We start from the raw sequence: 14,702 nt of genomic DNA, 5'->3' as shown, positions 1-14,702 counted from the left end.
GTCTTCGGACCGGGGTTCTTCTGGTTTAAAGGCCCACGTAACTCTAGTTGCCGAGGCGTGGCTGAACCGGCCCGAGCTTGACGCGGGCCCTGCCGGACCAGGGCCATGCCGCCCGGGCGGGATTCCAAAGCCGGGCCAGTCCGTCCGGAGCTGCAGCAACCGGCCGGCGCCACGGGTTAGGACCGAAGCTCGCCGAGCCCGGCGATGAGCGTCTCAAGGCCCAGGCTGAACGCGACATCGGCCTGGTTCTGGTCGCCCTGCTCTGCCAGCCGTGCGACCGCGGCCGCGAAGTTCGGGGTCGACGCCGCCATGCTGCCGGAATCGAAGATGTCCGCCGGGGCCGTGACATCGTAGGCGGAACCGAAGATGAAGGACTCCAGGGCCACTATGGCCGGGATGATCCGCTCCTGCGGGAAGCCGGCCCGGCTGAACCCGGCGCTGACGGCCTCATACATGGCCAAGGTTTTCGGCGCGTCGGTCACCGGCAGCACAGCGATCACCGGGATCAGCGGGGTGTGCTTGGAGAATACATCCCGGTAGCTCCAGGCCCAGTCCCGGACGGCCGCACCCCACGGCTCGGCGTCGAAAGCGGACACGTCCACGAATGAGGTCAGGTGGTCCTGGATAAGGACCAGCACCTCCCGTTTGGACGAGACGTGGTTGTAAAGGGCTGACGGTGCCACATTCAGCGTGCGGGCAAGGGCGGCCATAGTGAATCCGTCGTAGCCACTTTTCCGGACCAGCTGCAGGGCCGCGGCTGTGATGCCGTTCTGGTCCAGTACGGCCGCGGCAGGCCGGCCGACCCGGCGGCGCGGCCTGGCCTCGGGGCGGTGGGAATCAGCGGGGGCGCTGGCGGCTGCCGACATTCCGGACCTCTCTACGGGGGGTGTGCGGGGTGACTCTATTGTGCCCTTCTTTACGGCCGCGGTTCGATATGTAGCTTTCTTCGTCCAGGGTCTTCCCCGCCGGAGAGGAAGGGGCTATAGTCAAGTCTAAATGAATGGCATTCATTTAGTGGTCCGCATCACTCCCGCGGCCACAGAGAGGACACCATGCTGGAACTTGACCGCGACGTCGTCATCGTCGGAGCAGGCCCCGCCGGGCTGACCGCTGCCCGCGAACTGAAGAAAGCCGGCCTGAGCGTCGCCGTCCTGGAGGCGCGCGGCCGCGTCGGCGGCCGCACCTGGACCGACACGATCGACGGAGCCATGCTCGAAATCGGCGGCCAGTGGGTATCCCCGGACCAGACCGAACTGCTGGCGCTCCTGGATGAGCTCGGCCTCAAGACCTACTCCCGGTACCGCGAGGGTATGTCCGTCTACATCGGCGCGGACGGCAAGCGCATCTCATATTCCGGGGACTCTTTCCCGGTCGGTGAGAGCACCGCGGCCGAAATGGACAAGCTCACCGCGCTGCTGGACACCCTCGCCGCCGAGATTGGCCCCACCGAGCCGTGGGCGCACCCGAAGGCCCGGGAGCTGGACACCATCTCCTTCCACCACTGGCTGCGCGCGAACTCCGCCGACGAGGAAGCGTGCAATAACATCGGCCTCTTCATCGCCGGCGGCATGCTCACCAAGCCCGCACACGCCTTCTCCGCGCTGCAGGCAGTGCTGATGGCCGCCTCCGCCGGGTCCTTCACCCACCTCACCGACGAGGACTTCATCCTCGACAAGCGGGTCATCGGTGGAATGCAGCAGGTGTCCGTGCTGCTGGCCGGGGAACTCGGTGACGACGTCGTCCTTGACAGCCCGGTGCGGACCATCAACTGGGGTGTAGCCTCCGCAGGGGAAAATACCGGCGGCCACCGGGTGACCGTCGTATCGGAGCGGGCCACCGTGAAGGCGCGTTTCGTGATCATGGCCGTACCGCCGAACCTCTACTCACGGGTCTCCTTCGATCCGCCGCTGCCGCGCCGCCAGCACCAGATGCACCAGCACCAGTCATTGGGCCTGGTCATCAAGGTGCACGCCGTGTACAGCACGCCGTTCTGGCGCGAGGACGGGCTCTCCGGCACCTGCTTTGGCGCCGAGGCCATGGTCCAGGAGGTGTACGACAACACCAACCACGAGGATCCCCGGGGCACCCTGGTGGGATTCGTTTCGGATGAGAAGGCCGACGCGGTGTTCGAGCTCAGCGCCGACGAACGCCGGCGTGCCATCCTCGAATCGATCGCCGGATTCCTGGGGGACAAGGCCCTCGATCCCGAGGTCTACTACGAGTCGGACTGGGGCTCCGAGGAGTGGACCCGCGGCGCCTACGCCTCGAGCTACGACCTTGGCGGGCTGCACCGCTACGGCAAGGACCAGCACGCTCCCGTGGGACCGATCTACTGGTCATCCTCCGACCTCGCTGCCGAGGGGTACCAGCACGTTGACGGCGCGATAAGGATGGGACGGACGACGGCGGCCCGGATCGTCGCCGCGGCGGACCGCGCCTCAGTCTCTTCCCATTCAGCTAATTCCTAAGAATCCGCCCAACAGCTCAGAAAGGATCGGCCAGATGCGCTACGTAGTGGGGTATTCCGCCAATGCCAGAGGCCATGATGCCGTGAACCTGGCCATCTCGCTGGCCCGAGGCCGGGGAGCGACCCTGGACCTGGTGCTGGTCATTCCCGGAGGTGCGCACTCCGGTGCTCCGCATGCGACCAAGGCGGGATTCGAGAATCTGCTGAACGAGCAGGCCCGGCACTGGCTGGACGAAGCCCTGGCCCTGGTTCCGGCCGATGTCCCCGCAGAGGCCCACATCCGCAGCGGAGACTCCGATGCCCAGACGCTGATCGGGGCGGCAGAGGAGCTGGGTGCGGACATCCTCGTCATCGGGGCAACCAGCAACGGCCTGTTCAAACGGTTCACCATCGGTTCGGTGGCCAGTACGCTGCTGCATGCCTCCACCGTTCCGGTGGCCCTGGCACCCCACGGCTACCACCGCAAGGAGGCCCTGACCCGGATCAGCTGCGGACTCGGAACCCGGGCGGGAGCCGGGAAACTGCTCGACTTCGCCATCGGCATGGCCGCGAACCGCAAGGTCCCGCTGCGGGTAGTCTCGCTCCTGGCGCTCGACGACGGCGACTCCCCCGATGCGGCCGGAGCCGCGCGTGAGTACGCGGAGAAGACGGTCGCGGCAGCTGCGCCGGTCAACCAGTCGGGCGTCCAGCTGGCGGCCACGACGGAGGTGGTCGTTGCACAGGGCCGCAGCATCGAGGAAGCAGTGGACCGCCTCGACTGGGAAGACGGCGAGGTCATGGTGATCGGCTCCAGCCGGCTGGCGAGGGATCGTTCCATCTTCCTGGGCAGCACGGCCAACCGCATCCTGCGGGCTCTTCCCGTGCCCATGCTCGTGGTTCCCAGCGGCTACGAACTCAAGCAGCAGCCCCATTCAACGTCGAATGACCACTCCGGAGAGGCACAGCAATGAGCACCGAACACGCGACGTCCAGGACCTCGCAAAACGAACACGCAGGACTGAGCGCCAAGGGACTCAAGGCCGGGTCTGTGGGGCTGATCGGCGCCGTCGTCATCGGTGTTTCCTGCATTGCCCCCGCCTATACGCTGACCGCGGCCCTGGGGCCCACCGTCTCGGAAGTCGGGGTTCAGCTGCCGGCGATCTTCCTGGTGGGCTTCGTCCCGATGCTGCTGGTCGCGTTCGGCTACCGCGAACTGAACAACGCCATGCCCGACGCCGGCACCTCCTTCACCTGGGCATCGCGTGCCTTCGGGCCCTGGATCGGCTGGATGGGCGGCTGGGGGCTGATCGCGGCGACCATCATCGTGCTGTCCAACCTGGCGGCCGTGGCGGTGGACTTCTTCTACCTCATGCTGGCCCAGCTTTTCGGAAACCCTGAACTGGCAGACCTCACGCTGAACCTTCCGCTGAACATTGTCACCACCCTGGTTTTCATCGCCCTGGCCTGCTGGATCTCCTACCGCGGCATGGAAACCACGAAGGGAGTGCAATACGTCCTGGTGGCTTTTCAGCTGGTTGTGCTCGGCTGGTTCGCGGTCGCAGCGTTCAGCCACGTTGCCAACGGCACGGCCTTCGACGCTACGGCCATCACGCCGGAGTGGTTCAACCCGTTCGCCGTCGAGTCCTTCTCGGCCTTCGCCGCCGGGGTCTCGCTTTCAATCTTCATCTACTGGGGCTGGGACGTGACCCTGACCATGAACGAGGAAACGCGCAACCCGGAGAAGACCCCGGGCCGCGCAGCAACGGTCACTGTGCTGGTCATTGTGATCATCTACATGACCGTCGCGCTGTCCACCCTGACCTTCGCCGGCATCGGCGAGGAAGGCCTCGGCGCCGGCAACCCGGAGAACCAGGGCAGCATCTTCGCCGTCCTCGCCGGACCGGTGATGGGACCCTTCGCAATCCTGATGTCGCTGGCCATCCTGAGCAGCTCGGCGTCGTCGCTGCAGTCCACCTTTGTCTCACCGGCGCGGACGCTGCTGGCCATGGGGCACTACAAGGCGCTCCCGCACAAGTTCGGCAATATCAGCCCGAGCTACAAGTCCCCGAGCTACGCGACCATCGCTTCCGCCGCAGCCGCGGCCGCGTTCTACGTCGTCACCCGCATCCTGTCTGAGAACGCGCTCCAGGACACCATCACGGCCCTGGGCATCATGATCTGCTTCTACTACGGCATCACGGCCCTGGCCTGCGTCTGGTACTTCCGGGCTGAGGCGTTCAGCGGCGCGAAAGCGTTCCTCTTCAAGTTCCTGTCCCCCCTGCTGGGCGGCGTCATCCTGCTGGTGATGTTCTTCAAGACCGCCTACGACTCGATGGACCCGGCGTACGGCTCCGGGTCCTCGGTGGGCGGGATTGGCCTCGTGTTCATCCTCGGGATGGGCGTGATCCTGCTCGGCGTCGTGCTCATGCTGGTCATGTCCAGGATCCGGCCCGAGTTCTTCAAGGGGCAGGTCCTGGCCAGGGGCAAGGGTGTCAGCACGCTGTCCCGCTAGATCCGGACTGTAGACCCGGACAGAGACGGTCCTCCTTTTGCCGGCCCCGGTAAGTAAGCACACTCACCAACGGGCTGGTAAAAGGGGGACCTTCCCCCGTCCGGAACCGGAACGAGGTGGCAGCCTGCCGGATGCTCGATCATCAGTGGGTGTGGGTACGGCCTATTCAATAATTTTCAGTCCGGTGCCCCAATTGAGCGTTCCGTAGGCCGGATTGGCCTGCAGTGCCATGACCAGCAGCTGGAATCCCTCCAGTTCCCTGGCGTGGTGCAGCCCGCCGACCTGCAGCGGCCGGAGCCCCGCGGCGGCGGCAAACGCCGCAACCTCGTCGCGGGCCTTCTCGGAGTCCGAGGCGATGAAGACGTCCAGTGGCAGCCCGCCCGTGGTGCCCGCCGTCAGCGGACCGGCGAACGTCGTATTGAAGGCCTTCACGACGGCGGCGCCGGGCAGCAGCGCGGCGATGTCCTCGGCGGCAGAGGTGCCGGGTTCGACAACGAGGGAATCGAAGGTCTCCATGTTGACGGGGTTGCTGATCTCCACGACGATCTTGCCGCTCAGGGTGTCGCCATAGTGTGTGGCGACTTCCTTGGCCGGGCCGAAGTACAGGGCAAGGACCACGATGTCGCCTTCCGGGACGTCACCGAGGCCCCCGGAGGTGGTGCCGCCGCCCAGTTCGGCTGCGAGCGTGGCGGCGTGCTCCGGGGTCCGGTCCAGGATCTGGACCGCGCGCCCTGCGGCGACAGCCCGCGTTCCGATGGCCCGGGCCATGTTGCCGCTGCCGATGATGGTGATGTAGGTCATGGTGCATCCTTCCTAGATAACCAAGGACTGGCCGAGGCCTGACCGGGGACCGGCGGGCTCAGCTGCGCGCCGGATCCGCGGTGCGCGGTCCGGTGGTGAGCGGTCCGGCCGTGGGTCCGACGCCGGCGGCCCGCTCGGCCTCGGACAGCGCCTGTTCCAGCCGGGCAACCGCCGGTGCGTAGCCGGCATCGGCCGCGTCCCGGAGCTGCTCGGCAGCTTTCATGGCCCTGATCAGTGTTGCCGTTTCCTGCTGGTGAAGGTCGCTCATGGCCGGGTAGTCGATGCACTGGGCCGGATCCAGTTCGTACCGGCGCCACCGGGCCAGCGCGCTCTGGTGCCGGACCGCGGCAGCTGCATTCGCCGCTTCCGCCTCCCGGGCGGTCCGGCGGAGTTCAGACCGGCTGAACAATCGCGGCGTCCACAGATTGGCGCCCACAGCCGTGCCCGCGGCGACAAATCCCAGCAGCAGTCCGGCCCATGGGGAGGCCAGGGAAGGCAAAATCACCGCGGGTCCGACGACGGCGAGACCAGCGAAGCCATCCCAGAACACCGCATCCGGCAGACCGCCGTCGGCCGCCAGATGCTTCCGGGCCAGATACACGGTGCCTGCAACCGCGCAGACGACGACGGCGGCCAGGGCAAGCAACTGCCAGGCCGTTAGCGGGGTGGGTTCGAATAGAGCCGGCATGCCAACACCTCCAGGGACGCTGCCCGGGGCGGGCGCAGTTCCACTAATTCCATTGGAATCCATGGCGGCCGGGGCGTCAATGGTCCGCGGCATGCCCGGCCACAAGACACGTTCACATGCGGGCCGGTTCGGGCGCTCGCTCGTCGGCGCGCCGTTTCGATGGTTCCCAGCCAGCTAGACGGTTCGGAGCGTCGAGTGTGCACGGAACCGTCGAAACGGCTGCAGAGCGCGCACCGGCGGCTGGGCTACTCGGCCGCGGCGCGGGCCTTCTTGGCGTCCTTCTTTTCGGCCTCGTCCTTGACCCGCTGGGCTTCGGTGCGGACGGCAGCATGGGTGGAGCGCTCGGCCACCAGCCACGCGGGGGGAGCCTGCAGCAGCGCGGTGATTTCCGCCGTCGTGAGGGCTTCCTCAACGCCGCCGCGGGCGAGTCCGCTGATGGAGACGTTCAGCTTCTGCGCGACCACAGGACGGGGGTGCGGGCCGGTGCGGCGCAGTTCCGCCAGCCACTCCGGCGGGTCGGCCTGGAGCCCGGCGAAATCGGCGCGGGTGATGACCGAATCCTGGAACTCCTGGGGTGTTGCGGGCAGGTAGATGCCAAGCTTTTTGGCAACGGTGGCCGGCTTCATGGACTGGGAGTTTGCAGAGGTCATACTTCAAGGATATCCGGCCCGGGAGCTCGCAGGGCACCAGGCAGGCACCGGGGCGGGACCATACTCCGGCACTGGCGGTACTGTGAACATGTGTCCGCAGAAGATGAATCCTCCCGATCCCCCGACGAAACACCCGACGTAAAACCCGACGTAACTGACGCCGTCCCAGCCGTTGCGGCAGCACGGGAGCTGCGCTTCGCTTACGTCGCCGGTGTAACCCCGGGCAAGTGGATCCGGCGCTGGGAAGAGCGCATGCCTGATGTTCCGCTGCGCTCCTTTATGTCCGACGACGGCGCCCAGCTCACTGTGTTGAGCGACGGTTCCGCTGACCTCAGCTTTGTCCGGCTTCCGGTGGAGCGCGACGGCCTGAGCGTCATCCCGCTGTATGAGGAACAGCCGGTGGTGGTGGCGCCCAAGGGTCACGAGATTTCGGTGTTCGAGGAAGTGGCGCTGGCGGACCTGGCCGCCGAGACCTTCCTGGACGTGGCCGAACTGGGCGGGCCCGAGACGGCCCTGCAGATGGTGGCGTCGGGCGCGGGCCTGGCGATCCTGCCGATGTCCGTGGCCCGCCACTTCAACGTCAAGGACACCGTGGCGCGGAAGCTCACGGGGGCGCCGGTCACGGAGATCGCCCTGGCCTGGCCGCTTGACACCATGGATGAAGTGATCGAGGAGTTCATCGGGATCGTCCGCGGGCGTACCGCGGCTAGTTCACGCCAGCCCTCTGCCCAGCAGGAAAAACCCAAGAAGGAACCCAAGCCTGACCGGCGGGGAACCGGAGTCAAGAAGCCGAAGGTCGCCCAGCGGTACGCGCCGAACCCGGACAAGGGCCGCGGCAAGGGATCACGCAAAAAGGGCAAGCGCTAGGCCGAATTTTGTGGGCGGATGCGTTCCTGGTCACAGCCGCTACTCGGCGCAGGCGTTCCGCTTGGCGCAGGCACATCGCGTGGCGCCGCTACTCGGCGTAGCCGCAACTCGGCGCAGCCGCACCTCTGGGCGCAGGCGCTACTTGGCGCAGGCGTCCTTGAGGGCCGTAACGGACTCAGCCGGAACCTGATCTCCCGAGGCGGCGATCTGCCTCAGCGGGGTGATGATGTCGGACGGGACCCCAGCGGTTTCCGCGCCGGCAACGAGGCCGCCGAGGAGTTCTTTGTCCTTCACGCTGACGAGGCCGTCCTCGACAAGGGCGCAGGCCTGCTTCTTCACCTCGGTGGCGGCTGCCGTGGCAACCTGCGAGGCGCCGTCGTTAACGGCTTTCTTGGCGGCATCCTCGACCTGTCCGCACCCGGTCAGGGCGATCAGGAGGGTGGCGGCGGACACGGCGGCGAGAGTGCGTTTCATCTGTCCAGCCTAGCAACCGGGGCTGACGAGCTAAACAAGCGGGGCTGACGAGTTCTGTCCAGTCCACGAAGGAGCCGACGAGCCTGCTCGGGCCGGGAAACGACGCGCAAAGTTCCCCGCGACGCACAAAATTTCCCGCGACACGGGAAAACCGGTATCGGCAGGAATTTTACGCGTCGCAGGGCTGAATGCGCGTCGCGGAGCGCGGACGTCCATGACCTCAGCCGCCGTAGACGGCGGTTTGCTTCGCTTCCGAGCGGTCCAGATAGGCCAGCAGCAGGTCGCCGGCCCTGTCCAGCTCGCCGGCTTCGAGTGCCGCGCAGATCTCCTCGTTGTGGTCGAGGTAGCCGCGGTAGAAGTGCGCGTCCACGGTGGCTTTGTGGAAGAACAGGCGCATCTCGGCGAGGACCTGGGACATGACCGTGTCCAGCCGGCGGCTTTCGGCCAGCGCCACGATGGCGCCGTGGAAGTGCTGGTTGGCGGTGCCCAGGGCTTCATCGTCGTCGGCGGCCGCAGCGACTTTTCCCTCCTCGACGGCGGCCCTGACTCCGGCAATCCGTTCGGGACTGCCCCCGCCGCGGATGGTGATCACTTCGATGGCCCGGCGGACCGTATAGACGTCATGGACGTCGCCAGGCCCCAGGCTTGCCACGAACACGCCGCGGTTGGGGAGCCGGACCACAAGCCGCTCCGCAGCCAGCTCGGCAAAGGCTTCCCGGACAGTGTTGCGGGACACCCCGAGGTCCTCCGCGATGGTCGATTCGGTCAGCCGGGTGCCGGGCAGCAGCACCCCTTCGGCCAGCTGAAGGCGAAGCTCGGCCGCCACCCGGTCGGCAACCGAAGGGACCGTGACGCGCAGCCGAGCCGCTGCTGCCGCCTGCGCTGCTGTCGCAGCTGTTGCTGAAGCCGGCCGCGCCGCCTGCGCTGATGCTGCCTGCGCTGACGCCGGCGCCTGGCCGCGGATCCCCGTCTCGGAAGTGGTCATAGGGCCGAATCTACACGATTGTTCCAGAGTAGAATCGTCAGATTGTTGAACAATCGGCCAATGTGATGCATCCTTGGATGGGGCTATCATGAGATGAGGATCACAAATGGCAACCATCGACCTCAACAGCGACGTCGGCGAGTCCTACGGCCGATGGTCGTTGGGCGATGACACCGCAATGTTCCGCTCGGTGTCCAGCGCCAACGTCGCCTGCGGCTTCCACGCCGGCGACCCCAGCGTCATCCGCCACACCTGCCGCGGGGCCGTTGCGGCCGGCGTCGTAATCGGCGCCCACGTGGGCTACCGGGACCTCGCTGGTTTTGGCCGCCGGTTCCTGGACATCGATCCCCTCGAACTGGCGGACGACGTTGTCTACCAGATCGGCGCGCTGCAGGCGCTGGCCGCCGCAGAAGGCGGCACAGTCCGGTATGTGAAACCGCACGGCGGCCTCTACAATGCGATCGTGGCGCACACCGGCCAGGCCCAAGCCGTCGTCGACGCCGTGAAGTCCGTTGATCCGACCCTGCCCATCCTTGGCCTGCCAGGTTCGGAAGTGCTGCGCCTGGCCGAGGCCGCCGGACTCCGTGCCGTGACAGAAGCCTTCGCCGACCGTGCCTACAACCCGGACGGAACGCTCGTTTCCCGTACGCTCCCCGGAGCCGTCCTGCACGAGACCGCGGAGGTCACGGAGCATGTCCTTCGGATGGTCACCGATTCTGCCGTCCGCACCATCGACGGCTCCATCCTAAAGATCCGCGCAGAGAGCATCTGCGTCCACGGCGACTCCCCGGGAGCCGTCACCATGGCCGCCGCGGTCCTCGAGGCCCTCACTGCCGCCGGCATCGCTACCGCGGCTTTCGTCTAGCCAGGCGTTCGCCCAGCCAGGCGTTTGCCCAGCCGTGTTCGCCCAGCCACGCAGGGCATCACCCCGGTCCCGCCGGGATCAGCCGTACTCACACCAAGCCACGGGCAGCACCCGCGCACCTGGAGGAACACCATGACCGCACCGCACCAGGCCGCTCCGGCCGCCACCAAGAATGCCACCAAAAAGAAGTTGCCGCCCGGCGCCCTCAAGGCCTATGCCGCCAGCCTCACGGGCACCTCGCTGGAGTATTACGACTTCGCGATCTACTCCGTGGCCTCGGCCCTGGTGTTCCCCAAAATCTTCTTCCCGGGCAACGACGAATTCGTCGGCCTGTTGCTCTCTTTCTCCGCCTTCGCGGTGGGCTACCTCGCCCGCCCCATCGGCGGTGTGATCTTCGGCCGGCTCGGTGACAAGATCGGCCGCAAGCACGTCCTCGTCGTCACCCTGCTGCTGATCGGCATCGCCACGGTGCTGATCGGGTTGCTTCCGGACTACTCCATGATCGGCATTGCCGCCCCGATCATCCTGGTGCTGCTGCGCCTGGCCCAGGGCATCGGCGTCGGCGGCGAATGGGGCGGTGCCGTCCTGCTCTCCAGCGAATTCGGCGACGCCAACAAGCGCGGCTTCTGGTCCTCCGCAGCGCAGATCGGCCCACCCGCCGGGAACCTGATGGCCAACGGCGTCCTGGCCCTGCTCGCCGCGACCCTCAGCAACGAAGCCTTCCTCTCCTGGGGCTGGCGTGTCGCCTTCCTCGCCTCCGCCCTTCTGGTGGTCTTCGGCCTGGTGATCCGGCTCAAGCTCGAGGAAACCCCCGTTTTCAAAGCCATCCAGGCCCACGGCGAGCAGCCGAAGGCCCCTGTCAAAGAGGTCTTCACCAAGGAACCGCGCGCCCTCGTGGCCGCCGCCCTCTCCCGGGTCTGTCCCGACGTGCTCTATGCCCTGTTCACCGTCTTCGTGGCCGTCTACGCCACCAGGCAGCTGGGCATGACCACCGGCAACGTCCTCGGCGCGATCCTGATCGGCTCCGCTTTCCAGATCTTCCTGATCCCGGCGGCCGGCGCCCTCACCGACCGTTTCAACCGCCGCCTGGTCTACGGCATCACCGCAGTCGGCACGGCCCTCTACATCCCGCTGTTCTTCCTCATGATTCAAGGCAAGTCCGTCGCCATGCTCACCATCGGCGTCGTGATCGGCCTGGCCTTCCACGCCTTTATGTATGGCCCGCAGGCCGCCTACATCACGGAGCAGTTCCCGGCCCGGCTGCGCTACGCCGGTAGTTCGCTGGCCTACACCCTCGCCGGCGTGATCGGCGGCGCCGTCGCACCGCTGATCTTCACCGCCCTCTACCTCGCCACCGGCAACTGGTACCTGATCGCCGGCTACCTTGGCGTCGCCTCGCTCGTGACCGTCGTCGGACTGGCCCTGGGCCGCAACCCGCACACCGACGAGGAAGAGCGGCTACTGCAGAAAGCGCACGCCTGAGCCGTGCGAACCCTTCTCGCCGGCAACAGGCACGATGAAAGCAACTGATGATCGAGAGAGCAGCGGAAATCCCGGCAGGACAGCAGGCGGCAGCGCACAAAGTGAGTTCCGTGCGGGCGGTGGGAACCCGGGCGGTCCTCGCCGAGCTCTCCGGCACCCAGGACGTGCTCGCCCTGCAGGCGCTGTTGCTCGAAAACCCGCTGCCGGGACAGCTTGACGTCCTGGCCGCCGCCGAAACTGTCCTGGTCACCGCGGACTCGCCGGCTTCGGCCCGGCGGATCGCCGCCCGGCTGCTTCGTTTCGAGCTCACTGCCCCTGTGCAGCGGGACGGTGAGCTGGTGGTCATTGACACCGTGTACGACGGCGGGGACCTCGCCGAGGTTGGGGAGCTGACCGGACTCGGAACGGACGGAGTGGTCGCAGCCCACACCGGGCAGATCTGGACCGTTGCCTTCGCCGGCTTCGCCCCGGGCTTCGGCTACATGGTGGGGCAGAACCAAGCGCTTGAGGTGCCGCGGCGCAGCTCCCCGCGCACCGCCGTCCCCTCCGGTTCGGTGGCGCTGGCCGGGAATTACTCAGCCGTGTACCCGCGACGTTCACCCGGCGGCTGGCAGCTGATCGGCCGCACCGGCGCGAAAATGTGGGACCTGGACCGGGAGCAGCCTGCCCTGGCTGCCCCCGGCCACCGCGTGCAGTTCCGCGTCGTCCGGGATGCCGTGGCGCTGGCGGAACCAGTTGCGGTTCCCGCGGAAGCGGTGTCGCCGAATACTGGGGCGCCGGATGCTTCGTCGCCGGATGCTTCGTCGCCGGAAATGGCGACTCCGCAAGGTTCTTCCCCGGACATTGCCTCCGGTCTCCGGATCGTGTTCCCGGGCCTGCACAGCCTCATCCAGGATCTCGGCCGGCACGGCTATTCCGCCCTGGGCGTCTCCGCGGCGGGGGCACTGGACCGGGCTTCGCTCCGCCGGGCCAACCGCCTCGTCGGCAACGCGCCCTCGGCGGCCGCGATCGAGACCGTCGCCGGGGGCCTGTTGATCCGGGCCGTCGGGGACCAGATTCTCGCCGTTGCCGGCGCGCCGTCGGAGCTGACCATCGGCCCGCCGCCGGAGGTCTATTCCGACGGGGAAGCCGTGGAAGCCGGCGAAGCCGTGCAGCGGACCGCCCCGATGGCCACCCCCTTCGCGCTGCTGGACGGCGAAATCCTGAGTATCGGCCAGCCCAGGACCGGCTTTCGCAGCTACGTGGCCGTCCGCGGCGGCGTGGACGCCGCGCCGGTGCTGGGCAGCCGTTCCACCGACACCATGTCCGGCATCGGACCGGCACCACTGGCCGCAGGCCAGTTCATCGCCGCCGGCGGCGAAGCCGAATCCGGCGTCGTGGGACACCCCGAACTGCAGCCGGACTACCCGGGCGCCGGGGTGACTGTTCTCGACGTCGTCCCCGGCCCACGCGCCGACTGGTTCGATCAGGACGCCCAGGATTCCTTGACCGGCCAGGACTGGGAGGTGAAGCCGCAGTCCAACCGGGTGGGCATGCGCTTGACTGGGACCCCGCTGGCACGCAGCCGGAGCGGTGAACTTCCCAGCGAGGGCACTGTCGCCGGGGCCATCCAGATTCCGCCGGAAGGGCTGCCAGTGCTCTTCCTGGCCGACCACCCCGTCACCGGCGGCTACCCGGTGATCGCCGTCGTGGTGGACCACCAGCTCGACACCGCAGCCCAGGTCCCGATCGGCGGCACGATTCGCTTCCGCTGGGCTCCCGGCCGGATGTCTCCCGAACAGGTCACGCCTCTAAACGAAAAGCGAACAACTGACGCGACGGGTCCTGATCGCTGAACGCGGAGAAAATGGCCATCCGGGGTGCCCGGACCTTCGACGACACGCGGCTGGCCTCCGTTACTGCTGGAGCGGTGCTGGCCCTGATCGGGTAGCGGCTGATTGCTGCGCCTGTGACGGCAGTACCCCGGCCTCCTGCGTCTCCGACTGCTGGGTCGCGGCCCAGCTGGCGAGCACCCGAACGGCGTCCTCGGTGGTCGAGCCGGGCTCGGCGGTATAAACGAGCAGCGACAGCCCGGCGTCGGCCGAGAGGTCCAGGGCCTCATACATGAGGTGGAGGTCACCGACCACAGGGTGCCGGAGATGCTTGAGTCCCGTGTAGTGCTGGCGCACATTGTGGGCGGCCCACCGGGTACGGAACTCCTCGCTGCGGGTGGACAGTTCCCCTACCAGGTCGGTCAGGCCGCGGTCGTACGGGTCCCGGCCGGCCGCGGTGCGCAGGATGGCCACCGTGTCATTGGCGGCGCGGTCCCAGTCCGGGTAGAGGTCGACCGAACGGTGGTCGAGGAAGATGAAACGGGCGTGGTTGGCCGGCCGGACGGGGCTGATGTACATCTCGGAATACAGGGCAAATCCGAGCTGGTTGGCGGCGAGGACGTCCAGGCGCCCGTTGTGAACGAACGCCGGTGCGTTGGTGATCGCGTCGAGCATGAGTTGCACGCCCGCGCGGACGGGCTGGGCGGCGGCGCGGCGGCGCGGCGGCTTGCGGGCGGTGCTCGCGGCCCGGGCCAGATCGAACAGGTGCGCCTGTTCCGCCTCATCCAGCTGCAGCGCCCTCGCCAGGGATTCCAGGATGCCCTCGGAGACGCCGGAGAGGTTTCCCCGTTCCAGCCGGGTGTAATACTCCACACTGACTCCGGCCAGCATGGCGACTTCCCCGCGCCGCAGTCCTGGGACCCGGCGGGTACCGCCGTAGAAGGGCAGTCCCGCCTGCTGGGGAGTGATTTTGGCCCGCCGGGTGGCCAGAAAGTCACGCGTCTCGCTCTGATTGTCCATGCCTTTAACGTTAGGGGGTGCGGCGCCGTGAGGGAGGCCCTGCCAGTACCCCTATCAGCAGGGCCTCCCTCACGGGCAGCCATTCGTGTTTGATGGATACT

General features: G+C 67.4%; 14 protein-coding genes. 7 read left to right on the top strand and 7 right to left on the bottom strand.

All coding sequences use genetic code 11. The features are described 5' to 3' along the window. Positions 1-176: 176 nt before the first annotated feature. Positions 177-866: a TetR/AcrR family transcriptional regulator gene (locus AC50X6_RS05185; protein ID WP_494965199.1), complete on the bottom strand. Its 690-nt coding sequence runs from the start codon at positions 864-866 to the stop codon at positions 177-179. 186 nt (positions 867-1,052) lie between these two features. Here AC50X6_RS05185 and AC50X6_RS05180 point away from each other — a divergent pair, with 186 nt between their 5' ends. The 3 genes from AC50X6_RS05180 to AC50X6_RS05170 are packed head-to-tail and all read left to right on the top strand — an operon-like array spanning position 1,053 to position 4,958. Next, positions 1,053-2,468, top strand: a complete 1,416-nt coding sequence (locus tag AC50X6_RS05180) for a flavin monoamine oxidase family protein (RefSeq protein ID WP_494965198.1) — start codon at positions 1,053-1,055, stop codon at positions 2,466-2,468. A 34-nt stretch (positions 2,469-2,502) separates the two neighbouring features. Continuing rightward, a complete protein-coding gene (locus AC50X6_RS05175) occupies positions 2,503-3,417 on the top strand; it encodes a universal stress protein (RefSeq protein WP_494965197.1) in 915 nt (304 codons plus the stop codon). After that, the gene (locus tag AC50X6_RS05170) at positions 3,414-4,958 is read left to right on the top strand and encodes an APC family permease (protein WP_494965196.1); all 1,545 of its coding nucleotides are present in this window, start codon (positions 3,414-3,416) and stop codon (positions 4,956-4,958) included. The genes AC50X6_RS05175 and AC50X6_RS05170 overlap by 4 nt, the downstream gene beginning before the upstream one ends. A 162-nt stretch (positions 4,959-5,120) precedes the next feature. Here AC50X6_RS05170 and AC50X6_RS05165 read toward each other — a convergent pair whose 3' ends face one another. From AC50X6_RS05165 to AC50X6_RS05155, 3 genes are all read right to left on the bottom strand, one after another. Next, positions 5,121-5,759, bottom strand: coding sequence for an NADPH-dependent F420 reductase (locus AC50X6_RS05165; protein ID WP_494965195.1), 639 nt, complete (start codon positions 5,757-5,759; stop codon positions 5,121-5,123). Between the two features lie 58 nt (positions 5,760-5,817). Then, positions 5,818-6,447, bottom strand: coding sequence for a hypothetical protein (locus AC50X6_RS05160; RefSeq protein WP_494965194.1), 630 nt, complete (start codon positions 6,445-6,447; stop codon positions 5,818-5,820). A 245-nt stretch (positions 6,448-6,692) separates the two neighbouring features. Next, on the bottom strand, positions 6,693-7,097 hold the full coding sequence (locus tag AC50X6_RS05155; protein ID WP_494965193.1) for a DUF5997 family protein: 405 nt from the start codon (positions 7,095-7,097) through the stop codon (positions 6,693-6,695). Between the two features lie 189 nt (positions 7,098-7,286). Between AC50X6_RS05155 and AC50X6_RS05150 the strand changes: the two genes are divergently transcribed. Next, positions 7,287-7,964, top strand: coding sequence for a LysR family transcriptional regulator substrate-binding protein (locus AC50X6_RS05150; protein ID WP_494965370.1), 678 nt, complete (start codon positions 7,287-7,289; stop codon positions 7,962-7,964). A gap of 138 nt (positions 7,965-8,102) precedes the next feature. Here AC50X6_RS05150 and AC50X6_RS05145 read toward each other — a convergent pair whose 3' ends face one another. Both AC50X6_RS05145 and AC50X6_RS05140 read right to left on the bottom strand, forming a co-directional pair. Then, positions 8,103-8,438 (bottom strand): hypothetical protein, encoded by a 336-nt coding sequence (locus AC50X6_RS05145; RefSeq protein ID WP_494965192.1) that lies wholly within the window; start codon positions 8,436-8,438, stop codon positions 8,103-8,105. A gap of 220 nt (positions 8,439-8,658) precedes the next feature. Beyond that, entirely contained in the window at positions 8,659-9,423 is a 765-nt protein-coding gene (locus AC50X6_RS05140; RefSeq protein ID WP_494965191.1) for a GntR family transcriptional regulator, read from the bottom strand. Between the two features lie 106 nt (positions 9,424-9,529). On the opposite strand from AC50X6_RS05140, the gene AC50X6_RS05135 reads away from it, so the two are divergent. From AC50X6_RS05135 to AC50X6_RS05125, 3 genes are all read left to right on the top strand, one after another. Next, positions 9,530-10,288, top strand: a complete 759-nt coding sequence (locus tag AC50X6_RS05135; protein WP_494965190.1) for a LamB/YcsF family protein — start codon at positions 9,530-9,532, stop codon at positions 10,286-10,288. Positions 10,289-10,420: 132 nt separating this feature from the next. Next, a complete protein-coding gene (locus AC50X6_RS05130; RefSeq protein ID WP_494965189.1) occupies positions 10,421-11,770 on the top strand; it encodes an MFS transporter in 1,350 nt (449 codons plus the stop codon). A gap of 47 nt (positions 11,771-11,817) precedes the next feature. Then, positions 11,818-13,605: a 5-oxoprolinase subunit B/C family protein gene (locus tag AC50X6_RS05125; protein WP_494965188.1), complete on the top strand. Its 1,788-nt coding sequence runs from the start codon at positions 11,818-11,820 to the stop codon at positions 13,603-13,605. A gap of 60 nt (positions 13,606-13,665) precedes the next feature. On the opposite strand, the gene AC50X6_RS05120 is transcribed toward AC50X6_RS05125, so the two are convergent. Continuing rightward, complete coding sequence (locus tag AC50X6_RS05120; RefSeq protein WP_494965187.1) at positions 13,666-14,601, bottom strand: helix-turn-helix transcriptional regulator; 936 nt, start codon at positions 14,599-14,601, stop codon at positions 13,666-13,668. Between the last annotated feature and the right edge of the window lie 101 nt (positions 14,602-14,702).

The organism is Pseudarthrobacter sp. HLT1-7 (assembly GCF_059383435.1).
The sequence above is the reverse complement of the archived record's forward strand: the minus strand, read 5'-3'. Positions and strand labels throughout refer to the sequence as shown.